20 protein-coding genes are annotated in these 23,307 nt (G+C 68.5%); 11 read left to right on the top strand and 9 right to left on the bottom strand.

Annotation, left to right across the window (positions count from 1 at the left end):
- Positions 1-7: 7 nt before the first annotated feature.
- Positions 8-2,536 carry a glycoside hydrolase family 65 protein gene (locus A6I89_RS13530; protein ID WP_022596013.1) on the bottom strand — a complete coding sequence of 843 codons (2,529 nt, stop codon included), beginning with the start codon at positions 2,534-2,536 and terminating at the stop codon, positions 8-10.
- An 86-nt stretch (positions 2,537-2,622) separates the two neighbouring features.
- On the opposite strand from A6I89_RS13530, the gene A6I89_RS13535 reads away from it, so the two are divergent.
- From A6I89_RS13535 to A6I89_RS13550, 4 genes are read left to right on the top strand one after another with little or no spacing between them, the layout of a single operon-like run.
- Complete coding sequence (locus A6I89_RS13535; protein ID WP_013416077.1) at positions 2,623-3,063, top strand: helix-turn-helix transcriptional regulator; 441 nt, start codon at positions 2,623-2,625, stop codon at positions 3,061-3,063.
- 10 nt (positions 3,064-3,073) lie between these two features.
- Positions 3,074-3,484, top strand: coding sequence for a VOC family protein (locus A6I89_RS13540; protein ID WP_022596015.1), 411 nt, complete (start codon positions 3,074-3,076; stop codon positions 3,482-3,484).
- Between the two features lies 1 nt (position 3,485).
- Positions 3,486-4,097: a VOC family protein gene (locus A6I89_RS13545; protein ID WP_022596017.1), complete on the top strand. Its 612-nt coding sequence runs from the start codon at positions 3,486-3,488 to the stop codon at positions 4,095-4,097.
- 49 nt (positions 4,098-4,146) lie between these two features.
- Positions 4,147-6,537, top strand: a complete 2,391-nt coding sequence (locus A6I89_RS13550; RefSeq protein ID WP_022596019.1) for an ATP-binding cassette domain-containing protein — start codon at positions 4,147-4,149, stop codon at positions 6,535-6,537.
- A gap of 1,152 nt (positions 6,538-7,689) precedes the next feature.
- Here A6I89_RS13550 and A6I89_RS13560 read toward each other — a convergent pair.
- Entirely contained in the window at positions 7,690-7,923 is a 234-nt protein-coding gene (locus tag A6I89_RS13560) for a hypothetical protein (RefSeq protein WP_013416081.1), read from the bottom strand.
- 431 nt (positions 7,924-8,354) lie between these two features.
- Here A6I89_RS13560 and A6I89_RS13565 point away from each other — a divergent pair, with 431 nt between their 5' ends.
- The 3 genes from A6I89_RS13565 (at position 8,355) to A6I89_RS13575 (ending at position 12,782) form a co-directional block, all read left to right on the top strand.
- Complete coding sequence (locus tag A6I89_RS13565) at positions 8,355-9,380, top strand: tyrosine-type recombinase/integrase (RefSeq protein WP_013416082.1); 1,026 nt, start codon at positions 8,355-8,357, stop codon at positions 9,378-9,380.
- Between the two features lie 503 nt (positions 9,381-9,883).
- Complete coding sequence (locus A6I89_RS13570) at positions 9,884-11,257, top strand: MFS transporter (protein WP_005513132.1); 1,374 nt, start codon at positions 9,884-9,886, stop codon at positions 11,255-11,257.
- A gap of 151 nt (positions 11,258-11,408) precedes the next feature.
- Positions 11,409-12,782 carry an NAD(P)/FAD-dependent oxidoreductase gene (locus A6I89_RS13575; RefSeq protein WP_005513131.1) on the top strand — a complete coding sequence of 458 codons (1,374 nt, stop codon included), beginning with the start codon at positions 11,409-11,411 and terminating at the stop codon, positions 12,780-12,782.
- An 11-nt stretch (positions 12,783-12,793) separates the two neighbouring features.
- Here A6I89_RS13575 and A6I89_RS13580 read toward each other — a convergent pair whose 3' ends face one another.
- Complete coding sequence (locus tag A6I89_RS13580; RefSeq protein ID WP_022596022.1) at positions 12,794-13,255, bottom strand: PaaI family thioesterase; 462 nt, start codon at positions 13,253-13,255, stop codon at positions 12,794-12,796.
- A 290-nt stretch (positions 13,256-13,545) separates the two neighbouring features.
- Positions 13,546-14,277, bottom strand: coding sequence for a hypothetical protein (locus A6I89_RS13585; protein WP_022596024.1), 732 nt, complete (start codon positions 14,275-14,277; stop codon positions 13,546-13,548).
- 171 nt (positions 14,278-14,448) lie between these two features.
- On the opposite strand from A6I89_RS13585, the gene A6I89_RS13590 reads away from it, so the two are divergent.
- From A6I89_RS13590 to A6I89_RS13600, 3 genes are all read left to right on the top strand, one after another.
- Positions 14,449-15,927 carry a FecCD family ABC transporter permease gene (locus A6I89_RS13590; protein WP_022596026.1) on the top strand — a complete coding sequence of 493 codons (1,479 nt, stop codon included), beginning with the start codon at positions 14,449-14,451 and terminating at the stop codon, positions 15,925-15,927.
- Between the two features lie 104 nt (positions 15,928-16,031).
- Positions 16,032-17,027, top strand: a complete 996-nt coding sequence (locus A6I89_RS13595) for a FecCD family ABC transporter permease (RefSeq protein ID WP_226347398.1) — start codon at positions 16,032-16,034, stop codon at positions 17,025-17,027.
- Positions 17,024-17,872 carry an ABC transporter ATP-binding protein gene (locus A6I89_RS13600; RefSeq protein ID WP_013416087.1) on the top strand — a complete coding sequence of 283 codons (849 nt, stop codon included), beginning with the start codon at positions 17,024-17,026 and terminating at the stop codon, positions 17,870-17,872. Before A6I89_RS13595 ends, A6I89_RS13600 begins: the two co-directional genes overlap by 4 nt.
- A 6-nt stretch (positions 17,873-17,878) precedes the next feature.
- Here the strand turns inward: A6I89_RS13600 and A6I89_RS13605 are convergent, their stop codons facing one another.
- The 3 genes from A6I89_RS13605 to A6I89_RS13615 all read right to left on the bottom strand — a co-directional run bounded on the left by A6I89_RS13605 (position 17,879) and on the right by A6I89_RS13615 (position 21,332).
- Complete coding sequence (locus A6I89_RS13605) at positions 17,879-19,774, bottom strand: alkyl/aryl-sulfatase (protein WP_022596028.1); 1,896 nt, start codon at positions 19,772-19,774, stop codon at positions 17,879-17,881.
- Between the two features lie 118 nt (positions 19,775-19,892).
- Positions 19,893-20,504, bottom strand: a complete 612-nt coding sequence (locus A6I89_RS13610; protein WP_022596029.1) for an AAA family ATPase — start codon at positions 20,502-20,504, stop codon at positions 19,893-19,895.
- An 84-nt stretch (positions 20,505-20,588) separates the two neighbouring features.
- A complete protein-coding gene (locus tag A6I89_RS13615) occupies positions 20,589-21,332 on the bottom strand; it encodes an alpha/beta fold hydrolase (RefSeq protein ID WP_022596031.1) in 744 nt (247 codons plus the stop codon).
- 72 nt (positions 21,333-21,404) lie between these two features.
- On the opposite strand from A6I89_RS13615, the gene A6I89_RS13620 reads away from it, so the two are divergent.
- Positions 21,405-22,100: a helix-turn-helix transcriptional regulator gene (locus tag A6I89_RS13620; RefSeq protein ID WP_022596033.1), complete on the top strand. Its 696-nt coding sequence runs from the start codon at positions 21,405-21,407 to the stop codon at positions 22,098-22,100.
- A 42-nt stretch (positions 22,101-22,142) separates the two neighbouring features.
- Here A6I89_RS13620 and A6I89_RS13625 read toward each other — a convergent pair whose 3' ends face one another.
- Positions 22,143-22,763: an RES family NAD+ phosphorylase gene (locus tag A6I89_RS13625; RefSeq protein WP_044990995.1), complete on the bottom strand. Its 621-nt coding sequence runs from the start codon at positions 22,761-22,763 to the stop codon at positions 22,143-22,145.
- Positions 22,760-23,293 (bottom strand): hypothetical protein, encoded by a 534-nt coding sequence (locus A6I89_RS13630; RefSeq protein ID WP_022596037.1) that lies wholly within the window; start codon positions 23,291-23,293, stop codon positions 22,760-22,762. Before A6I89_RS13630 ends, A6I89_RS13625 begins: the two co-directional genes overlap by 4 nt.
- Positions 23,294-23,307 lie beyond the last annotated feature (14 nt).

Consider the following 23,307-nt stretch of genomic DNA (forward strand, 5'->3'; position numbering starts at 1 on the left):
AACCTCCTCACGCGTCCGGTGTGGGCTCCAGCGTGCCATCGACGACGGCGTCGGTGCGGGACCTTCCGTCCGGTCCGCGCGGCACCCGCACCCGGGTGCCCGACGCGAGGACGTGTTCGGTGCCGTCGATGTCGAGTCGGATCGGCGCAGCCTGACTGCGGCGCGTCGAAACCGTCACCGACGCGTGGTCGCACCGCACGTCGATCCAGTGCCCGCGATAGCGGATGTCGAACTCAAGGGTTCGCAGCTCGTCGGGCAGTTGCGGATGCAGCCGCAGAACTCCGCCACGGATCTCGAAACCCGAATAGCAGCGCTGCAGGATGTCGATGCTGCCCGCCATCGCGCCCAGATGGATGCCCTCTCGGGTCGTGCCGCCCTGCGTGTCGGACAGATCCGATTCGAGTGCCTCACCGAGCATCTGCCACGACCCGCGCCGATCACCCCGAACCAGCACCCACGCGTGCGTCACCCGGCTGAGCGTCGACCCGTGCGACGTCCGCGCCAGATAGAACTCGACGGTGGCCGGGATCGACCCCGGATCGAACCGATAGCCCATGTCGCGCACCAGCGCCGCCAGTTCCTCGGCCGAGAACAGGTACAGCAGCATCAACACGTCCGCCTGCTTGGAAGCGCGGTACCGCCGACAGGTGTCGCCCTCGGCCTCGAGGATCAGATCCAGCCGGCCGATGTTCCCGTACCGGGCCCGGTAGCCCGCCCAGTCCAGTTCGCGCAGCGACTCGTACCCCTCGAACTGGGCCGGTAACCCGTTGTCGAGGAAACACAACCGCAGCCGCCGTCGCAGATAGTCCCAGTGCTCGATCTCCTCGGCCGTCACACACAGCCGCTCCCACACGCCGGCAGCCTCGTTCTCACCGAGGATCCGGTAGGCGTCGAGCGCCCGGGCCAGGGCCCACGACGTCATGACGTTGACGTACGCGCTGTTGTCGATGCCGCCGCCCGGCCGATCCGGATAGCCGTCGTGGAACTCGTCCGGACCCATCACCCCGCGGATGTCGAACCGATCGTCGGTGGGGTCGTACACCGCCAGACTCGCCCACAGCCGCGCGTTCTCCACCAGCATCTCGGCGCCGAAACTCGCGAGGAAGCCCAGGTCCGCGGACGCCTCCCAGTAGTGCCACACGTTGTAGGCGACCGCGAGCCCCACGTGGTACTGCCGCCGCGAATGGTCCGCCATCCAGCGGCCGGAACGAGGGTTGAAGAACAGTCGCGGTGTCTCCTCCCGGCCGTCGCTCCCGCTCTGCCACGGGAACAACGCTCCCCGCAAGCCCTGAGCCTGGGCCAACCTCCGGGCCTGCGGCAGTCGCCGGAACCGGTACAGCAGCAGCGCCCGGGTCAGCTCGGGCAACCGAAGATTCAGGAACCCGAACACGAAGATCTCGTCCCAGAAGATGTGCCCGCGATATCCCTCACCGTGCAGTCCTCGGGCCGGCACCCCGACGTCGAGATCCGCGGTGTGCGGCGAAAGCGTCTGCAGCACATGGAAAATCTGCACGTTCGCCGCCAGCCGGGTACGCACATCGGCGTCGACGGCCACCTCGAACCGCCGCCACAGCGACGCCCAGGCCGCCACGTGATCGGCCAGGATGCGCTCGAACGCGCACGCACCCTGCGCGGCCTCCCGCGCCGCCAGCCCCGGCTCCGAGATCGCCCGATCGTGCGAGGTGAACATCGCGACCGTCTTCTCGATCTCGATACTCCGGCCCGCCTCGACGGTCAGGGAGATCTCGTCGGCAACGGCGTCCGCTTCGAAACAGCGGCGCCGGTCGACCTCCACGAACATCCCGTCCACCCGCACCCGCGTGCGGGCCGCCTGCGCGATGCGGAGACGGGACTGGCTGGTCTCCGCATGCAGCCACACCACATCCGTGCCCGACGGCCCCGTCGTCACCTCGGTCAGATGCCGATCCGCGAACCGGGCCAGATCCGGGACGTTCGTGTTCCGGACGGTCCCGTCCAGCGTCGACCGGATGGTCAGCCGGCCGGACCAGTTCTCCGGCCGCAGCAGCGTGTCGACCACCCCGAGATGCGGGTCCGCCATCGACACCAGGCGACGCTGCCGCAACCGCGTCCGGCGTCCCGCCGCGTCGACCAGCACCGTCTCCCGCAGCAACAGGCCGCCCCGGACGTCCAGACCCACATGGTGGTGAGCGACGGCGTCGCCGCCACCGGGGGAGAACCACGCCCCGTCGTCGATCCGGAACGTCACGCCCACCCAGTTCGGCAGATTGACGATGCTCTCGTCCTCGTGCCGGACGTCGTCGATCATCGAGTCGAGACGGTTGTAGCAGCCGGCGACGTACGCGCCGGGGTAGTGCACCCCGTCGGCGTGGGACTCCGACAGCGCACCCCGGACGCCCTGGTAACCGTTCGCGAGCGTGAGCAGCGCCTCGCGCCGGCCCTCCACGAGGGGATCGAACCCGAGATACGTCAGCAGCCACGCCCCGCTGTCCCCGTCCGACGCCGTGAGCGAACACAGGTCGCACCCGGGATCGGGTCGTGCACCGACGGCGGACACGGCGTCATTCTCCCACGCGAACCCGCGCCCGGCCGGATGTGCGGAGCCCTGGGCAAGCCGCGACCCGACGTGGCAGCATCACGCACGTGGCCAGCAGACCCGTCGCAGAACAACAACTGCGCGACCTCGCGCAGCTACGCCGTGTCCGGGATCGGATCGACCGGGAGTACGCGCAACCGCTGGACGTCGAGGCGCTGGCGCGCGGCGTCAACATGTCCGCCGGGCACCTCAGCCGCCAGTTCAAACGCGCATACGGCGAACCGCCGTACGCCTACCTGATGACCCGCCGCATCGAACGCGCGATGGCACTGCTGCGCCGCGGCGACCTGAGCGTCACCGAGGTGTGCTTCGAGGTCGGATGCTCGTCCCTGGGCACCTTCAGCACCCGCTTCACCGAACTCGTCGGCATCTCGCCCAGCGCGTATCGCGACCAGGTGCGCGCCGACGAGGAGATGCCGTCGTGCGTGGCCAAGCACGTCACCAGACCGATCAGGAATCGAGAAGCGCAGACCTCACGCCCCGCCTAGCGTGATCGTCATGAACATCACCATTCACTCCGCCTTCCTCCCGCACACCGACCGCGACGCGGCCCTCGCCTTCTACCGCGACCTCCTCGGGTTCGAGGTCCGGAAGGAAGTGGGATACAACGACATGTACTGGATCACCGTCGGCCACCCCGACCAGCCCGACACCTCGCTGGTACTGCATCCGCCGGCCGCCGACCCCGGCATCACCGACGACGAGCGCCGCACCATCACCGAGATGATGGCGAAGGGCACCTACGCGATCCTCACGCTCGCCACCCCCGACCTCGACGGCACCTTCGAGAAGCTCGCGGCCGGCGGCGCCGAAATCGTCCAGGAACCGATCGAGCAGCCCTACGGCATCCGCGACTTCGCCGTCCGCGACCCCGCAGGCAACCTGCTCCGCATCAACGAGGTGCGCTGACATGGTCACCATCAGATCCGTCACCCTCGACGTACCGGACACGTCGGCCGCGAAGTCCTTCTACAACCAACTCGGGGTCGACGCCCACGTGTCCGTCGCCGAGGCGCCGACGCCCGGCACCGGGTTCCGCGGCTACACCCTCTCGCTCGTGGTGTCCCAGCCGAACATCGTGGACGCGTTCGTCGAGGCCGCACTCGGCGGCGGCGCCACCGTTCTGAAACCGGTGAAGAAGAGCCTGTGGGGGTACGGCGGCGTCGTACAGGCCCCCGACGGGGCGATCTGGAAGGTCGCGACGTCGTCGAAGAAGAACACCGGGCCCGCCGAACGACGGTTCGACGACATCGTCCTGCTGCTCGGCGTCGACGACGTCAAGGCGAGCAAGCAGTTCTACGTCGACCGGGGGCTGAAGGTAGCGAAGAGCTACGGACGCAAGTACGTCGAGTTCGCCACCGAACCAGGCACCGTCAAACTGGCGCTGTACGGGCGTCGCGCCCTCGCCAAGGACGCCGGAGTCGCGGAGGCCGGAACCGGCGCCCACGGGATCGCCATCGGCAGCGACCTCCCGGCCTTCACCGACCTGGACGGCTTCATATGGGAGACCACCGCGCGATGACGGCACCCTCCGGTAGACATGGAGGCCGCACACCACAGAGGGAGACACGATGACCACGACCGCCCGGCCGGCCACGCAGTCACCGACGCGGCACACAGCCGACAGCCACGACCTGATCCGCGTCCACGGAGCGCGGGAGAACAACCTCAAGAACGTCAGCGTGGAGCTGCCGAAGCGTCGGCTGACCGTGTTCACCGGAGTGTCCGGCTCGGGTAAGAGCTCCCTGGTCTTCGCCACGATCGCCGCCGAATCGCAGCGGATGATCAACGAGACGTACAGCGCCTTCGTCCAGGGCTTCATGCCGACCCTGGCGAGGCCGGACGTCGACGTCCTCGAGGGCCTGACCACCGCGATCATCGTCGATCAGGAACGGATGGGCGCCAACCCGCGCTCCACCGTCGGCACCGCAACCGACGCCAACGCGATGCTGCGCATCCTGTTCAGCCGTCTCGGTCAACCGCACATCGGCTCGCAGCAGGCGTTCTCGTTCAACGTCGCATCGATCAGCGGCGCCGGGGCGGTCACCGTCGAGAAGTCCGGGCGCACCGTCAAGGAGCGGCGCAGCTTCTCGATCACCGGCGGCATGTGCCCGCGGTGCGAGGGCATGGGCAAGGTCTCGGACTTCGACCTCACCGCGCTGTACGACGACAGCAAGTCCCTCGAAGAGGGGGCGCTGACCATCCCCGGCTACAGCATGGACGGCTGGTACGGACGGATCTTCCGCGGCTGCGGCTTCTTCGACCCCGACAAGCCGATCGCCAAGTTCACCAAGAAGCAGTTGAACGACCTGCTGTACAAGGAACCCACCAAGGTCAAGGTCGACGGGGTCAACGTCACGTACGAGGGCCTGATCCCGAAGATCCAGAAGTCGTTCCTGTCCAAGGACCGGGAGGCGATGCAGCCCCACATCCGGGCATTCGTGGACCGCGCGATCACCTTCCAGATCTGCCCCGACTGCGAGGGCACCCGCCTGAGCGCGGAGGCACGGTCCTCCAAGATCGCCGGGCTCAGCATCGCCGACGTCTGCGCCATGCAGATCAGCGACCTCGCCGAGTGGGTCCGTGGCCTCGACGAGCCGTCGATGGCCCCACTGCTGAAATCGCTGGGGGAGACACTCGACTCGTTCGTCGAGATCGGGCTCGGCTACCTCAGCCTCGACCGACCCGCCGGCACGCTGTCCGGCGGAGAAGCGCAGCGCACCAAGCTGATCCGACATCTCGGCTCGTCACTCACGGACGTCACCTACGTCTTCGACGAACCCACCATCGGCCTGCACCCACACGACATCGCGCGGATGAACGACCTGCTGCTGCAGTTGCGCGACAAGGGCAACACAGTCCTGGTCGTCGAGCACAAGCCAGAGGCCATCGCGATCGCCGACCACGTCGTGGACCTCGGGCCGCGCGCCGGGACCGAGGGCGGTGAAATCGTGTTCGAAGGTTCCGTCGACGAACTGCGCACGTCCGGCACCCTCACCGGCAAACACCTCGACGACCGCGCGTCGGTCAAGACCTCGGTCCGGACGGCGTCGGGCGTCCTCGAGGTGCGAGGCGCCGACATCCACAACCTCAGGGACGTCGACGTCGACATTCCGCTCGGGGTGCTCACCGTGGTCACCGGCGTCGCCGGATCCGGAAAGAGCTCGCTCATCGGCGGCTCGGTGGTGGGCCGGGACGGTGTGGTCTCGATCGATCAGGGCGCGATCAAAGGCTCACGCCGCAGCAACCCGGCCACGTACACGGGCCTGCTCGAGCCGATCCGCAAGGCATTCGCGAAGGCCAACGGCGTCAAGCCGGGCCTGTTCAGCGCCAACTCCGAGGGCGCCTGCCCCAACTGCAACGGCGCCGGCGTCGTGTACTCGGACCTGGCGATGATGGCCGGTGTGTCCACCCCGTGCGAGGTGTGCGAGGGCAAGCGGTTCCAGGCCGAAGTGCTCGACTACAAGTTCGGCGGCAAGGACATCAACGAGGTCCTCACCATGTCGGTGGCCCAGGCCGAGGAATTCTTCGGCGCCGGGGACGCGAAACTACCTGCCGCCCACAAGATCCTGGCACGTCTGGTGGACGTCGGGCTCGGCTACATCAAGATCGGTCAGCCGCTCACCACGCTGTCCGGCGGCGAGCGCCAACGCCTCAAGCTCGCGACACATATGGGGGAGAAGGGCGACGTCTACATCCTCGACGAGCCGACGACCGGTCTGCATCTCGCCGACGTCGAGAATCTACTCGGCCTGCTGGACCGGCTCGTCGACTCCGGTAAGACGGTCATCGTCATCGAACATCACCAGGCTGTCATGGCCCACGCCGACTGGATCATCGATCTGGGTCCCGGCGCCGGCCACGACGGCGGCCGCATCGTCTTCGAGGGCACGCCCGCGGACCTCATCGCGGACCGTTCGACCCTCACCGGCAAGCATCTCGCGGAGTACGTCGGTAGTTGAGCATCCACGTCCTACCCATCAATACGTCACCGTGACGTATTGATGGGTAGCTACCGGGACGGCAGGAGAGCGCCCAGCGGACGGGGTCGACCACCGGACGGCCCGCCGATGCGCCGCGAACTCGACTCGGCCGGCGCAAACGTGGCATGGCAATGGACGGCGAGGTCGACCGTCCCGAAGGATCGTCGGATCTCGACAGCCGGGCAGCATTGGCTACCCGGTGCGGCCACTCGGTGACGATGCCGGCTGCGCACGGCGCGCGCCTGCGATCCGCCCGGGCGTGCGTGCCGGACACCTGCAGCGCGCAGCCGACCACACGGCGGCACGGTTCGGTCACGCAGTTGCCATCAGGTCGATCCGGCTGCGCAGGCAGAATCGTGAAGTCCGGCGGGCTCATCCGCGATATTCATGCCGCGTTATCCCAGCTTCCCGTTTCGCCGATAATCCACATTATGTCAAGTAATCGAGATTCGGGGCTCTCCACGGGAGCCGGGTGGATCCTGATCGGCAACCGGTGCGGTCCAGCTTGCGCGCGCAGCGCCGGCCCACACACGCGGTCCGACGGACCCCGCGGGGATCCTGGCCTCCCGCGTGCACAACTGCGCGGGCGGGACGTCAACCTGCGCGCGGCGGCCCACCCACCGCGGGTCGGTGCCGCTCACCGGCGGCCCCGACGGCCACCGACGCTCATGGCCCGATATCGCGCGCGCCCGAGTCGGCGGCGTCGCCCAGACGCCTGCGCTCTGCGACGACACCCGGCGAAAACGCGCCCGCGCACAAGCACGACATCGCGTACGCAATCCGCGCAGCGCACTCGCACCGGTCGCTGTACTGTGTCATGAGATCCGACCACGCTGCCCCGCCGGTTCCGGCGGACACCTCCACCACCGTCATGGATAATGACGAATATCCATGTTCGCGAAAAGGTTTCGCGATCCCCGACGTTTTGCGCCGGTTCACCCCGAGCGACCCGGATATCCACCGTCCCGCTGGGCTGCGTCGCCGTGACGACGCCACATCCCGCTGCCTGCACGAACCCGCCCAAGCCCGCGGCCGCCGCCGATCCAGAAGTCGGCAGTGCACGTCCGCGGCCGAGTCCTCGGTCACTCCCCTCCCCGCTCGGCGCATACCCGGGGCGCCCCATGCCTCTCGTCAGGCGCGGTCGACGAGTTGCTCGTGGCCGGCGGTTCGCGCGCAGTTCGCACAGCAGAAGATGCGGCTCTCGTCCTCCACGCCGTGCCCGAGGATCCGGCAGCCGCAGTGGGCGCACACCGGCGCCATCGCGTGGGCGGCGCATTCGAAACTGTCGAACACTCCACGCCGGTCCCCCATCACCACCGTGAAGGTCTTGTCATAGTCGTTGCCGCACGTCTCACATTTCGCCATCACACGCCTCCACCCGGGCCGCGCCCGACTGGCACCGTGCCGCCGGGGGCCCTGCACTTGTCGGGCTACCCGCAACCACCGCGCTCCATGCATCGGCGACACCGGCCGAGAACGACGGAACCCCCGCCGCGATGAGTCTGCGGCGGGGGTTCCGGAAGTAGATGGTCAGGCACACGTCGGGGGGTGCGCCTGACCTCCTTCAAAATATCCATACCGCGCGGTCAGGAAAAGGCGCAATGGGGTGAAATCGAGGGTGAAGCCTGCCCGTCCCGCGATCCGTCGTGCGCGAATTGTTCGCCGGGAAGCGAAGTTACGTCGTCCCCCGGCGTCGCCACTCGTTGTCGTAGCCTGCCGATAAGCTTGTTCGGACGCGAGCCCGCCCCCGGCTCCGCGCACGACGCAGCCGCGGAAGGACATTGGAGCAGGCCCACGTGAGCGACGATCGACGACTACTCGAGGCCTGGTTCGCCGAATTCCTGCTGCATCGCAGCACGGCGAAGCCGTCCCCGCACACCCTCAAGGCGTACCGCCAGGATTTCGCGGCGATCAGCGGGTTCCTCTCCGAACAGACCGGGGTGCCCGTATCCGCGTTGTCCGTGGAAGCGATCACCAAACCCTCCATGCAGCAGGCTTTCGCGTCGTTCGCCGCCACGCACGAGGTCGCGTCGATCCGCCGCTGCTGGTCCACTTGGAACACGCTGTGCGACTACCTGTTCTCGATCGACACCATCGTGGCCAACCCGATGTCTGCGGTGCTGCGCCCGAAAGCCCCCAAACGCATCCCCAAGGCGTTGCCGGCGGACGCCGTCACGCGGCTCATCCAGACCTTGCAGGAAGACGACACCGACGGGGTCCGGCCGTGGGGCGAGCGGGACTTCGCCATCATCCTCACGGCTCTGCTGACGGGAATGCGGTCGTCGGAGCTGATCGCGGTCGATCTCGGCGACGTGCGCAGCGCTCCTGATCCGAGCGGTGGCTCGGCGCGCGTCATCCGGGTGCGAGGCAAGGGCAGCAAGGACCGTGTGGCAACCGCGGAGCCCGCCCTGGTGGCGACGCTCACCGGCTATCTGGAGTCGCGCATCGCGCGGTTCCCGGAGACCACGAAGCGCCGCGTGCCCTCGGGCGCCACGCCGTGGCAGCATTTCCGTTCCACCGATCCCCTGTTCGTCGGTGCGGACGGGACCCGGATCACTCGGGGCACACTGCAATACCGGGTGCTGCGCGCCTACCGCAGGGCCGGGATCAACGGTGAGCGCGCCAAGGGTGCGCTGACGCACCAGTTCCGGCACACGTTCGCCACCAACATGGCCGACGAGAACGTCAGCATCTTCACGCTCATGCGGATGCTCGGGCACGAGTCCATGAACACGACGCAGGTGTACACCGAGGGGGCGGGCACCGGCGTGCGCGAGGCCGCCGCCCGCAATCCCCTGTACCGGTTCCTCGATGGGGCCTGACCGTTTGTTTTCACCGATTTCAGCTGTTCCGCCCTCATCGGGTGCTTTTCCCTGAGACACTCGGACCGATCGTCCGGTTGCGGTATCCGCTACGCACGAGACGACCCGGAGCGGACAGGGCGTCCCGTTGAACGGGACCACGCCGCCGTGTCGGCCAGCTGCTGCTCAGGCCCGCTACCAGGCAGTTTCCCCGTTTCCCCAGGTTCGCTGTGTTGCGCCGGTCACCCATCGGTCCCACTCAGTGCACATCACTCCGATGCCCCCTCAGTGACGCGCCACACTCTGTGACCAACGGAACAGGACCAGCCCACCCACGGCCGCCGGAATCCGTGTAAACGCGACGATCTCGCGGATTTTCGAATTCACGCAGCACAGCCCGGCATTCGGGCGAGTCAAGAGTCTGGACAACTACTTCAGTGACAGCTACTGCAGATACCCGCGGTCCGTCCGCGGTCCCCGCCGCCACGGGCCGTGGGCGGTACAACCGGCAGCGACCGGCTTGGGTGATCATCACCGTCCTCGTGTTGGTCGAGATCATCAGCGCATTCGAGACGTCGATGGTGTACGCCGCCATCCCGACGTTCATCCGGGAGTTCCACAGCGACGCGGCCACGGTCGGCTGGGCCGTCACGGCGTTCCTCCTCGTCGCAGCCGCCTCGGCAGCGGTCTGCGGCCGCCTCGGCGACATGTACGGACGTGAGCGCGTCCTGGTCGTGCTCCTCGGCGCCGCCGCGATCGGTTCGTTCATCAGCGCGATCGGTGACAGCATCGGCAGCATCATCGTCGGCCGCGCCATCCAGGGCGTGGCAGGTGCGATCCTGCCGCTGTGCATCGGGCTTGCCCGCGAACACCTGCCGGCGAAGAAGGTTCCCGTCGCGATCGCGATCATCTCCGGTTCCGCGGTCGCGGCCGGATCGGCGTCCCTGCTCGTGGCCGGCGTCATGCTCGACCACGCCAGCTGGCACATGATCTTCGTCGTCGCCGCCGTGTACGCGGTGCTGGCGCTGCTCCTGGTGCTGTTCGTCCTGCCGTGGCGTCCGCCGACGGGCACCACGCAGAAGGTGGACTACCTCGGCACGATCGCGTTCGCGCCGGCCATCGCGGCGGTGCTGCTGGGTATCAACAAGTCCGGCGCGTGGGGTTGGACCGACATCAAGACCCTGGGTCTGATCATCGGTGGTCTCGTCGTCCTGGCGCTGTGGGTGCTGTGGGAGCTGCGGGTGACGGATCCGATCGTCAACGTGCGCCTGTTCACCGACCGCAAGGTCGCCCTGACGATGGTCGCGACCATGGCGATCGCGGTGGGCCCGATGGGTATCAGCACCATGATCATCCCGATGATCCTGCAGTCGCCCACCACGGCGCCGTTCGGTCTCGGTATCTCGGCCACGAACGCCGGCTGGCTGTCGTTCATCGGCTCAATGTTCGGTTTCGTCTGCACCCCGCTCAGCGGACGCATCTCGCGGGCCGTGGGAGCTCGGGCCTCGATGCTGCTCGGCACGGCACTGTTCACGCTCGGCAGCGCGATGCTCATCGTCTTCCACGACTCGGTGGTCGGCATGGTGGCGATGATCATCACGGTCTCGGTCGCCACGGCGTTCGCCTACACGGCGTTGCCGAACCTGATCGTCGAAGCCGTCCCGGAGAGCAACACCAGCGAGGCGACCGGAACCAACTCGGTGTTGCGCACCGGTGGTCAGGGCATCGGCACCTCGATCGCGACGATGCTCCTGGCGTCGTCCGCGACTGCGGCCGGGGGCGTGGCGCCGACTGTCAGCGGCCTCAACACGGTGGCGACGATGATGGTCGTCCTGGGTCTGGTGACGTTCGGCTTCACCTTCCTGATCCGCCGCGGCAGCGTCTTCAAGGACGCGTGACGCACAGGCTGTGACATTCCGCGATGGGCGGTGGGTTCTCCCACCGCCCATCGTCGTATCCGGAGGTCCGCCGAGTTGGCAGGACGATGGACCGGGTGGCGGCTACGGTGACAAGAGACAGCACGTTTCGACGAGCTTCGAGGAGCGTGGGATGAGCAACCCCTCGGCACGACCCGGACGGCACCGAGTCGTCGTCATCGGATCCGGTTTCGGCGGCCTGTTCGCCACGCAGGCGCTCAAACGCGCGGACGTGGACATCACCCTGGTCGCCAGAACCACCCATCATCTGTTCCAGCCCCTGCTGTACCAGGTGGCCACCGGCATCCTGTCGGTCGGCGACATCGCGCCGGCGACCCGGATGGTGTTGCGGAAGCAGAAGAACGTCGAGGTACTGCTCGGCGACGTGGAGTCGATCGACCTCGCTGCAGGCAAGGTCACCTCCCGCCTGCTCGAACGCGAAACCGTCACCGAGTTCGATTCGCTCATCGTGGCGGCGGGCGCCGGGCAGTCGTACTTCGGCAACGACCATTTCGCCGAGTTCGCACCGGGTATGAAGACGATCGACGACGCGCTGGAGTTGCGCGGCCGCATCCTCGGCGCTTTCGAGCAGGCCGAGCTGTCCGACGATCCGGAGGAACGGCGTCGCCTGCTCACGTTCGTCGTGGTCGGTGCGGGGCCCACGGGCGTCGAGATGGCCGGCCAGATCGCCGAACTCGCGAACCGCACGCTGGCCGGAGCGTTCCGGCGGATCGATCCGCGTGACGCCCGGGTGATCCTCGTCGACGGCGCGCCGGCCGTGCTCCCCGTGTACGGCGGCAAGCTCAGCCGCAAGGCCGCCGAGCGCCTCGAGAAGCTCGGCGTGGAGATCCAGCTGAACGCGATGGTGACCAACGTCGACGTGAACGGGTTGGTCGTCAAGGACAAGGACGGCAACGAGACGCGGATCGAGGCCCAGTGCAAGGTGTGGTCGGCCGGCGTGCAGGCCAGTCCGCTGGGCCGACAGCTGGGCGAGCAGACGGGCGCGGAGGTCGATCGGGCCGGTCGCGTCCACGTCAATCCGGACCTGACGCTGCCGGGCTACCCGAACGTGTTCGTGATCGGCGACATGATGTCCCTCGACAAGCTGCCCGGCCTCGCCCAGGTCGCGATGCAGGGTGGCAAGTACGCGGCCAAGGAGATCCGGGCGGGGCTCGACGGAGCGCAACCGCAGGATCGACAGCCGTTCAAGTACTTCGACAAGGGGTCGATGGCGACGATCTCGCGGCACAGCGCCGTCGCCAAGGTCGGCAAGCTCGAGATCAGTGGCTTCATCGGCTGGATCATGTGGCTCGTGATCCATCTGATGTACCTGATCGGTTTCCGGAGTCGCTTGTCGACGGTGATCTCGTGGACGGTGAGTTTCCTCGGGCGCGGCCGCGCTCAGATGGCCTCGACCGAGCAGCAGGTGTTCGCGCGCAACGCGATCGACGTCCTGCAAGAGCAGAATCGAACGCGTCACGCGACCGAATCACGCGAAGCGGGCTGAATCCGCTCGGGTCACTTGCCGCCGAGCGCCGACGTCTCGGTGATGTTCTGCAGGCGCACCTGTCCGCGCGCCACGAGACGGTCCTGCTCGTCGGTGACGGTGACGGCCCACAGCTGCTGGGTCCGACCGCGGTGCACGGGGTTCGCCTCGGCGTAGAGCGTGCCCTCGCGTGACGCGCGCAGGAAGTCGGTGTTGTTGTTGACACCGACGACGTGGCCCTTGTTGCCGAGCCAGAGGCTGGCGGCGATGCTGGCGACGGATTCGATCACTGCGCAGTGGACGCCGCCGTGCATGATGCCCCACGGCTGGTACAGCGCCGGGGTCACCTTCCACTGGGCGCGGACACGGTCCGCGGTCAGTTCGGTGAATTCGAGCCCGAGTGCCTCGCCGAAGCCCTTGTTCAGGAAGGCGTTCACCTCGGCGGGGTCGGATCCGTCGCTCAACCCCAGTGCCCGCTCTGCATCGCTCGCCATGACCTGCTCCATCGCTTCACACGGACGGCCCGAATACGGGCCGTCGACCGAATATGTACCTCGTCATAGTGATCCACCCGTGTCGAGGCCGCACGCGCGACCCGCCGGAGTCGGTGGCGATCCCCGGTCGGGGGCGTACCCGCAGACAAAAGATTCGGCGGGTTCCGCGCGTTGTGCGCGGAACCCGCCGAGGAAGGGACCGGGAGTCACTGCAGCCCTCAGGACTCCGGCACGGTCCAGCGTTTCGATGTCTCGATTATAGGAAAGGCTGCCCTAATCTCGCAACCCCTTCAGCAGGCCATCGCCAGGGCCGTGCGGGTGCGCACCGGAATGCCCGCGGCCTCGAACGCGTCCAGCAGACCCTGACCGCGGCGTACTGCCACCGCATTCGACATTCCCGTCGCCAACGGGATCCGCGTCACCGCACTCAGCACCGCATCCGCCACCAGCATCGCAAAGCGCGACGTGTCGACCGGAGCACACAGCTCGAGCGCGCGGCGCACCGCGGTGAGTGAGGTAAGGCATCGATGCGCGGTCCAGACGTGGAGCGCACGCTCGCACGGGAGCGTCACGACTCCCCGCGTGTGCGCCAGCTCGTCGTCGGGAAGCACCCGCAGCGTGGTGTCGACGACAGCGGCCCAGTCGATGCCGTTGTCGCTGTCCATGTGGACCCACAGGTTGTCGACTCCGGGATCCCACGCCCTCCCCTCGGTCACGACCAGAGCGGCGACGCGTCCGACGATCGCGTGCACCAGCGCAGCGGCCACCTGAAGGGCGGCGGCATCGGGCGAATGCAGATCCTCCAGCACGCGCGCGAACATGCGGTCCACGCGATGCGCCGGCTGATGGTCGGAGCCGGCGACGCAGGACGCGATCGGCCACCAGCGCCGCTTGCCTTGATGGGCCATGGTCGCGACGGCGTAGACGCGCGGGTAGTCGGGAGAGATATCCCGTAGGCGGCAACACGAGGCGTCGAGCGCTGTCGTCTCCGAACTGAACTGGATATGCGCAGTCGCGGCCATCGTGCCTCCATCGAGAGTTCGAGTTGATCAACAGAAGCGTAGGCTACCCTTACCTAGGATGCGACCGAGGGGTCCACATGTGCCGCACAGCGGATACCGCCCTCGCGCGTTCGGTTAGGCTTCCGTAACCTGACGCTCGATAGCGTTACCTCTCATAGGAGCACCCTGCACGTGTCGACGACCCGCCTCCCGGACGTGACCTCGGATGCGTCGAAGCACCGTGTGCCGAGCGCATACGGCAAGGAAGTGATTCCGGAAGGCCCGGCGCCCCGGTCCCGTCGACTGCTGGCCGACCTGCTCGATCTCGGCGTCGTGGCCATCCCGATCGTCATCGGTTGGTACCTCGTCGACTCCCTCGGCGACGCGAAGGGCGGCGGCCAGGCCGATCGGGTCGTGTTCGGAGGCGCCGCACTGCTGATCGCGGTGGCCCTGCTGGTGTGGAATCGGGGCTTCCGGGAGGGCAATGCCGGCACCACCGTCGGCAAGGGCTGGTGCAGTCTCGTCACCCGGGACGCCGCGACGGGTGCTCCGATCGGAGTGCGGCGCGCGCTGCGCCGACGGCCATGGCGCTCGTCCGGCGCCGAGGTGGTCCACGAGGCGACCGCCCGCGCCGACGGGTTCACGCCGGTCGTGCCGGACTCCTCGCTCGCGGCGGTCCGCCGCCGCAGACTCCTCGGCCTGGCAGTGCTCGCCGCCCTGCTGGTGCTCGTGTTGTTCGCGAGTGTCGCCGTCGGCGCGCGGCCACTGTCGTTCGCCGAGGTGTTCCACGCGCTGTTCTCGTCCACCGACAGCGAGACCGACATCATCGTCCACACGTTGCGGATTCCGCGGACGCTGCTCGGGCTCGTCGTCGGCATCGCCCTCGGAGTCGCGGGTGCCCTCATCCAGGGACATACCCGCAACCCGCTCGCCGACGCCGGTCTGCTCGGCCTCAACGCCGGTGCGGCCTTCCTCGTCGTCATCGCGATCTACGCATTCGGCCTCACCGCGCCGAGCCAGTACCTGTGGTTCGCTTTCGCGGGATCGGCGCTCGCCTCGATCACCGTGTTCGGGCTGTCGTCGATCGGCAACGGCAAAGCCAGTCCGCTGAGCCTGGCGCTCGCCGGCGCCGCCGTCGCGTTCTTCCTCCAGGCCATGACCAACGCCGTCGTCATCCTCGATCAGACCACGCTCGACGGCTACCGCTTCTGGGTCGTCGGCTCGGTCGCGGGCCGCGGCTTCGACATCTTCTGGCAGGTGCTGCCGTTCCTGATCGTCGGCCTGGTGATCGCGATCGCGAGCACGCCCAGCCTCAACGTGATCAGCCTCGGCGAGGACGTCGCCCGGTCGCTCGGCACCAACATCGCAATGTCCCGCACGATCGGCATCGTCGCGATCACGTTGTTGACCGGCGCGGCGACCGCGGCCTGCGGTCCGATCGCGTTCATCGGCCTGGTCGTCCCGCACGTGGCCCGGGCCATCACCGGTCCCGACTACCGCTGGCTGGTGCCGTACGCCGGACTGCTCGGCGGCTTGATGCTGGTGATGTCCGACGTCATCGGCCGCGTCGTGGTCCGTCCCGGCGAACTGCAGGTCGGCATCGTGCTGGCCGTGGTCGGCGCCCCGTTCTTCATCGCGCTCGTGCGGCGCAGGAAGCTGGCCAGCCTGTGAGCGTCCTGAATTCTCTGCCCCAATCCGCGGCCGGCGACAGCGCCAAGGTGCCGTCCCGCCCGGCGCTGCGCATCGGTCCCCTGTCCCTGGTACTGCGACCGTTCATGATCGTCGTGAACGTGGCCCTGCTGGTGCTGCTCTTCCTGCTCGTGTGCATCGGCATCGGCCGCGGCGACTTCCCGCTGTCGATCGCGGAGGTCACCAACGTCCTCTTCGGCGGCGGCTCCAAGGTGCAGCGGTTCATCGTCATGGATCTGCGCCTCCCGCGAGCGTTGGTCGCGGTCCTGATCGGCATCGCGCTCGGCATCTCCGGAGCCATCACCCAGTCGATCGCCCGCAACGCGCTCGCGAGCCCCGACATCCTGGGCATCACTTCGGGCGCCAGCGCGGCGGCGGTCGCGCTGATCGTGCTCGGCGGCGGGGGCTCGTTCGTGGGTCTGCTCGCGACACTCGGCATCCCGCTGGCGGCACTGGCCGGTGGCCTGCTCACCGCCGCGGTAATCTACCTGCTGGCATGGCGGAACGGTGTCGAGGGTTACCGCCTGATCCTGATCGGTATCGGGATCAACGCCATGCTCATCGCCGTCACCGGGTGGCTGCTCATCTCCGCCGACATCAACGACGTCTCCCGCGCCAAGGTCTGGCTCAACGGTTCCATCAACGGCGCCGGGTGGGGCCAGGTGTGGCCGGTGGCGATCGCACTCGCGATCATCGGCGGCTGGGCGATCATCGCGACGTTCACCCTCGGAGCACTGCGCCTCGGCGACGACAACGCCCGCTCGCTCGGCGTCCGGCAGCAGTCCGCACAGGCGAAGCTGCTACTCGCGTCGGTGATCCTCGCGGCCGTGGCCACCGCTGCCGCCGGCCCGGTCGGTTTCGTCGCGCTCGCCGCCCCGCAGGTCGCGATGCGCCTGGTCCGCTCCCCCGGCCCGCCGATCATCGCGTCGGCGCTCACCGGCGCGGTGCTGGTCGTCGGCAGCGACATCATCGCCCGCACGATCCTGCCCGTCGAACTGCCCGTCGGCATCGTGACGTCGGCGCTCGGCGGCCCGTTCCTCCTGTATCTGCTCGTCCGCAACAACCGGAAGGTCTCGGCATGACCACCACGGCTCACCCCGCTCCCGCGCCGCGCCTCGTCGCCGAGAACCTCACCCTCGGCTACGGCGACCGGGTGATCGTCGAGGGACTCGACGTCGAGATCCCCAGCGGCGTCATCACGACCGTCATCGGCCCCAACGGCTGTGGCAAGTCGACGATGCTCCGCGCGCTCGGCCGCCTCCTCAAGCCGCGCTCGGGCACGGTCCTGCTCGACGGCAAGGCCATCACGACCATGCGCACCAAGGACGTGGCCCGCACGCTCGGCATGCTGCCGCAGGCCCCCGTCGCCCCCGAGGGGCTCACCGTCGCCGACCTCGTCGCCCGGGGCCGGCACCCACACCAGTCGTGGATCCGGCAGTGGTCGTCCGACGACGAGACCGAGGTCGCGCACGCACTGGCCCTCACCGGCGTCGCCGACCTCGCGGACCGTCCCGTCGACCAGCTGTCCGGCGGCCAGCGCCAGCGGGCCTGGATCTCGATGGCGCTCGCGCAGGGCACCGACATCCTGCTGCTCGACGAGCCCACCACCTACCTCGATCTGTCGCACTCGGTGGAGGTACTCGACCTCGTCGACCGGATGCACGAGGAGATGGGCCGCACCGTGATCATGGTGCTCCACGATCTCAACCTCGCCGTCCGCTACAGCGATCATCTGATCGTCATGTCCGAAGGCCGGATCGTCGCGTCCGGCAAGCCGCAGGACGTCATCTCCGCCGAACTCCTCGCGGACGTCTTCGGGCTCGAGGCCACCGTCATCGACGACCCGGTCTCGGATCGTCCGCTGATCGTCCCGATCGGTACCCGGCACGTGTACGGCGCGGTGGGCGGCCCGCACCGCGAACGGTGAGTCTCGTCAGGGCGTGACGATCGCGAAATCCGGATCCGGGGCGTCGAGGTAGCCGATCAGCTCGGTGAGCTTCGCGGCGTCGCCCTCGACCCCGATCCGGCCGGCGCCGACCATCCCGGCAACGTCGCCGCCCCCGACGACGGCGGCGATCAGGTCCGGGCGGGACAGCGACAGTCGGACGTCGGGCTCGGACGCTTCACCGTCGAGGTCGTAGTGCACGAGCAACCCGTTCCGGAGGTGGGTGCGGTGGTCGATGCCCTCGTCGGTGATCCGCCAGTCGATGGTGATGTCGGCGTCCCATGCGCGGGGCCCGTCGATGCGCAGCGCGATCGCGTCGAAGACCTGCTCCACCGACAGGGCCGCCGCGATGTCCGGGGCGTCCGTCCGCGTGGGCGTGCCCACCGGCCCGTTGCGCAGCTCGTAGGCGCCCATGAGGAAGAAGTTCCGCCACGTCCCGTTCTCCGAGCCGAAGCCCAACTGTTCCAGGGTGTCCGCCTGCAGCGTCCGCGCCTCGGCATGATCCGGCTGGGCGAAGATCACGTAGTTGAGGACCTGCGCGACCCAGCGGAAGTCGCCCTCCGCGTACGACTTCCGGGCCTTCGCCACCACCTCGTCGGCGCCTCCCATGAACTCGACGTGCCGTCTCGCCGCATCGACGGGAGGATGCTCCCACAGGGTGGCCGGGTTGCCGTCGAACCAGCCCATGTAGCGCTGGTAGACGGCCTTGACGTTGTGGCTGACCGACCCGTAGTAGCCGTGCGTGTGCCAGGCCCGCGCCACCGCCGGTGGCAGCTCCAAGTTCTCGGCAATTTCGATACCGGTGGCGCCCTGGTTGAGAGCCCGCAGCGTCTGATCGTGCAGATACCCGTACAGGTCGCGTTGCAGCGACAGGAACTCGGTGAGCCGCTCGGTACCCCACGTCGGCCAGTGGTGCGACGCGAACAGCACGTCCGAGTGCGCCGCGTACCGGTTGATCGACTCGGTGAGGTACTTCGACCACACGTGCGGGTCACGCACGAGTGCGCCGCGCAACGTGAGCAGGTTGTGCAGCGTGTGGGTGGCGTTCTCCGCCATGCACAGTGCCCGGCGGTCCGGGAAGTAGAAGTTCATCTCCGACGGCGCCTCGGTGCCGGGCGTCATCTGGAACTCGATGCGGACCCCGTCGATGGTGGCGGTCTGTCCCGTGTGGTCGATGTCCACGGTCGGAGTGAGGAGGGTCGGTGTCCCGGTGGAGGTGGTGGGGCCCAGACCCGCGCCGACGGCGCCGAGCGGTCCGCGCGGTAGAGCGGCCCCGTACATGTAGGCCGCCCGCCGCCCCATCGCCGTGCCCGCGTAGACGTTCTCGGCCACCGCGTGCTCGACGAACCCGACCGGGGCCAGGATCGGGCACCGGCCCGCCGCGACGTACTCGGCGGTGGTGACGCCCTTGACGCCGCCGAAGTGGTCGATGTGCGAATGCGAGAAGATCACCCCCACCACGGCACGGTCGCCGCGGTGCGAGCGGTACAGGGCCAGACCCGCGGCCGCGGTCTCCTCGGAGATCAGCGGATCGATCACGATCACCCCGGTGTCGCCCTCCACCAGCGTCATGTTCGACAGGTCCAGGCCCCGGACCTGATAGATCCCGTCGGTGACCTCGTACAGGCCCTGCATCGCGCAGAGCCGGGACTGACGCCACAGACTCGGATGAACCGTCTCGGGGCAGTCCTCGTCGAGGAAGGCGAACGAGCCACTGTCCCAGACCACCGCACCGTCGGCGTTCTTCACGACTCCCGGCTCCAGCGCGGCAACGAAGCCGCGCTGCGCGTCGGCGAAGTCCTGGTCCTCGTCGAACGGCATCACCTTCAGCGACTCCGCGTGCCGGGCCTGCACGGTCGCCGTGGCCTGTCCCTGATCGGTCATGAGTTCCCTTCCGCCGCACCGCTGTATCCGAACGCAGTCGCAGCGTGACATCTCGGGCGCGGTCGACGCCTCACCCGGCACGGGTGAACAGGCGCAGTCCAGCGCTCGGCAGCCCATCTCACAACCTGACGTGTCGGATCCCGACCGCCGCCCGGCGCAACTGATAGCGCACCGGATGCAGGCGAGGGCGTTCGAGCTGCAGATTCAGCCTGTCGCCCAGGTGCTCCACGATCTCGTCGACGGTTCGGGTGTCGGTGTCGACGTGCTCTGCGAATCGGTCGGCGGCGAGTGCGGTCACACACCGGTCTATCTGCTGCATGGCCCAGGTTTCGTCTCGGCCGACGGCGCGCCCGAGCCAGTGCCCGCCGCGCGTCCGGAGCCGACGCCGGAGCGTTTCGGGCGATGCGACGAGCGTGAAGTGCCGGACGTCCACCTCTTCTGCCGCCAGGCCGGTCGTGATCTCGTCGAAGTAGTCGGAGTTCACCAACGTCATCGGCACGATCACCGGACCGGCGTGCGCGGTCACCGCGTCGGCGAGGGTGGCAATGACCGCCGACCGCCACTGGGCTCGGTCCTGGAAGTCGTCCCGCGCGGCCGCCGGCAGCATCTTGTGAATCGCGAATCCGATGAGTTCGGGATCGGCCACGTGCGAGCCCGGGATCCGACGGTGCAACTCGAACGCGGTCTGCGTCTTACCCGCACCGAAGGCGCCGTTGATCCACACCAGCATGGGCCGAGCGTAGCGGTGGACGTTCGGGGAGCCACCCACCGAGACGACCGCCGCAGAACCGCGTATGCGATGGGCCGCCTGAGATCAGTCGACCGGTGACGTCGCTGCTGCGGCGACGATGCGGGCGAGGTCGCCGGGCCGGCTCCACATGGGCCAATGCCCGGTCGGGAGGTCGACGACATCGACGTGGTCGAGTTTCGACACCTCGGCGAACATGGGGTGACCCGCGTCGGCCCACTCCATCACCTGCGCGCTCGGGATCGAGCAGCACACCAGGGTGGTCGGGACAGCAAGACGCGCATCGTTGGTGAGCGTCACTTGTCGGCGCAGCACTGGGCCCGGTTCCGGAACGGCCCTGTCGCGAAAGCGCTCGAGTGCCGCGGCGCTCAGGCCCTCGAGGCTGGCCTGCCGGCCGAGCTCCTCGAACGGCGGCAGTGGGAACTCGGTCAGGTCTTCGGGCGTATCCGGGGCGAAGACACTGCCGTCGGCGACGGGGCCGCTGTCGACCCACACCACTCGGCGGACGAGTTCAGGATGCCGATCGAGGACGAGACTCACCGGCGCGTTGGCTCCGCTGTGCGCCACGATGACCACCGGCCGGGCCGTGGAGGCCGAAGCCTGGGTCAGAACCCGTTCGATCGCGGCAACCTGGTCGTCGAGCGTCCTGGATGCACGGTCGGGGTCCTGTCCGTCGAGCCCGGGAAGCGTCATCGGGAGGGCGCGCCAGCCATCGGCAGTGAGGTGTTCCAGCACCTCGTCCCACGCCCAGGCGCCCAGCCAGTGGCCGGCGATCAGAATGAGGGTCGGGCTATTCGCGTTTGTCGTCACACGACGATGCTCTCAGGCCTGCTGGACAACGGTATGTCACCATTTTGGCATGATTTTTCGTCGGGCTGAGCAGTGAAGAGGGCCGAGCGGCTCCACGCCCTGTCCGAGATGCTGCGCCGCAGCGGACCACGGGGATGCACCGCCGAACGACTCGCCACCGAGTTCGGTGTGTCCGTGCGGACGGTCAAGAGAGACCTCGCCGCGCTCGAGAACAGTGGCGCGCTGCTCTGGTCACGCCCGGGCCCCGGCGGCGGCTACGGGCTGGTTGCCCGAAGCACCCTGCCACCGGTGAGCCTGTCCCCCGCGCAGGCAGTGGCGCTGCTGACGGCGGTCTCCGCCGCCCCCGATGCCCCCTACGCCGATCTCGCCGCGGCCGGCATCCGAAAGATCATGGACGTACTCGATCCGCGGACCCGGGCGAAGGCCGACGAGCTCGCCGGTCGCATCTGGGTCGACGCCCCTCCTACGCCGCGCACGATCAAGTCGGCGCTGGAGGAAGCGATGTCCGAGCAGCATGTGGTGCGCATCCGCTACACCTCCCGCGACGGCGACACGACCACCCGGGACGTCGAACCGGTGATGTTCGCCGCCAGGAACGGGCAGTGGTACCTGATCGGGTGGTGCCGACTGCGCAGTGAGATGCGGTGGTTCCTGGTGCCCCGGATCGAGCACGCCACCGCAACCCGCATCCCGTGCAGCGGCCACGGCATCGACGAGATCGGCACGCCTCCTCCGACGGCACGCCCCGTGAACGGCCACGGTGAGTGAGGCGCTCGATCGGCGTCTGCGACCGGCCCGCCGGACGATCGGTCAACCCGGCGGCTGCACGATCCGTACGGTGCGCGGCACCGACCCGACGGCGAACCCGCAGCGGCGCGCGGCGGCCGCGAACGGCTCCGGGGCGTCGTCCACAGCCCAGGCTTCCCGCGCGCCCGCGTCGTCGAACAGTGCGGCCGCGTTCGCGGCCGTGCCGGTGGTGAACCGGGTCTGGTAGCGCAGGCCGTCGCACGATCGCGCGAGCGCGACAGCCCACTGCTGCGGGATCGTGTACGGAGTGACGGTGCACAATTCGCGGGTGAGTCCGTAGTCCGCGGCCGCCTCGGCGCAGGTGTCGGCCAGGGTCCGGCGGGCGGGGATGCGCAGGCGGGACAGCACCCGTTCGTCGGCGAACTCGCGGGAGATGATGCCGGTGGTCGCAAGCACCTCGCCGACCGTCTCCCGGATCGCGGTGCGCTCGTCGAACGCGACGTAGCAGGTGCCGCGCGGTTCGACGAGATCGAAGCGGCCTCGCCCCGACGACGCGAACCACCACGGACCGTTGCCGGCCTTGTGTCCACGCCACAGCTGCCGGCGGGTGGTCAACGACCAGGTGGGGAATCCTGTGAGGGAACGGTTTTCGGGCGAGCCGAGCGCGATTACCTCACGGGTCATGCAGCCCACCGCTGCGCGTCGGCGCGGGCGACGGCCCGGACCGGGTCGATCGGCCCGCCCCCGGTGAGCCAGTCGGCCGCGGACCGGCCGTCCAACCCGTACTGCGGGGTGCACAGCCACAGCGCGGCCGTCCACGGGTCCGCGGCGGCGCGCAGGATGCGCCACACCTCGACGAGTGCCGGGTGCACGGCGCCGCCATCGGTGAACTGCCATGTCGGGTACACCCATTGGCCGTCGTCCAATCGGCACGCGATGACCGCGTTGGTCGCGACCTTCTTGCTGACCGCCTGCCGACTCACCCGCCACCACCGGGTCAGTCCCGCGGTGTCGTAGAAGGGACCCACGATCTGGTCGTACACGTGACTGGTGGGCAACGCCGCGGACATGGCGTCGGCGATCGCCTCGACATCGGCGAACGTCTCGGCGGGGACTCCGGCCTCGGCGGCCGCGGCGAACGTGTCGTGTACCCGCTGCTTCAACAGCGCCATCAACTCGTGCTCCTGCTCGATCAGCGATGCCCGTGTCGTCATGGCCCAGCCCTCTC

The organism is Prescottella equi, from assembly GCF_002094305.1.
In the GTDB taxonomy this organism is placed as follows: domain Bacteria; phylum Actinomycetota; class Actinomycetes; order Mycobacteriales; family Mycobacteriaceae; genus Prescottella; species Prescottella equi.

What these genes read in the sequence shown, in the direction of transcription:
- A6I89_RS13630 (WP_022596037.1), bottom strand. Translation starts at nt 23,293, where the DNA reads ATGACGACACGGGCATCGCTGATCGAGCAGGAGCACGAGTTGATGGCG.
- A6I89_RS13560 (WP_013416081.1), bottom strand. Translation starts at nt 7,923, where the DNA reads ATGGCGAAATGTGAGACGTGCGGCAACGACTATGACAAGACCTTCACG.
- A6I89_RS13625 (WP_044990995.1), bottom strand. Translation starts at nt 22,763, where the DNA reads ATGACCCGTGAGGTAATCGCGCTCGGCTCGCCCGAAAACCGTTCCCTC.
- A6I89_RS13580 (WP_022596022.1), bottom strand. Translation starts at nt 13,255, where the DNA reads ATGGCGAGCGATGCAGAGCGGGCACTGGGGTTGAGCGACGGATCCGAC.
- A6I89_RS13575 (WP_005513131.1), top strand. Translation starts at nt 11,409, where the DNA reads ATGAGCAACCCCTCGGCACGACCCGGACGGCACCGAGTCGTCGTCATC.
- A6I89_RS13540 (WP_022596015.1), top strand. Translation starts at nt 3,074, where the DNA reads ATGAACATCACCATTCACTCCGCCTTCCTCCCGCACACCGACCGCGAC.
- A6I89_RS13585 (WP_022596024.1), bottom strand. Translation starts at nt 14,277, where the DNA reads ATGGCCGCGACTGCGCATATCCAGTTCAGTTCGGAGACGACAGCGCTC.
- A6I89_RS13595 (WP_226347398.1), top strand. Translation starts at nt 16,032, where the DNA reads ATGATCGTCGTGAACGTGGCCCTGCTGGTGCTGCTCTTCCTGCTCGTG.
- A6I89_RS13550 (WP_022596019.1), top strand. Translation starts at nt 4,147, where the DNA reads ATGACCACGACCGCCCGGCCGGCCACGCAGTCACCGACGCGGCACACA.
- A6I89_RS13610 (WP_022596029.1), bottom strand. Translation starts at nt 20,504, where the DNA reads ATGCTGGTGTGGATCAACGGCGCCTTCGGTGCGGGTAAGACGCAGACC.
- A6I89_RS13600 (WP_013416087.1), top strand. Translation starts at nt 17,024, where the DNA reads ATGACCACCACGGCTCACCCCGCTCCCGCGCCGCGCCTCGTCGCCGAG.
- A6I89_RS13605 (WP_022596028.1), bottom strand. Translation starts at nt 19,774, where the DNA reads ATGACCGATCAGGGACAGGCCACGGCGACCGTGCAGGCCCGGCACGCG.
- A6I89_RS13545 (WP_022596017.1), top strand. Translation starts at nt 3,486, where the DNA reads ATGGTCACCATCAGATCCGTCACCCTCGACGTACCGGACACGTCGGCC.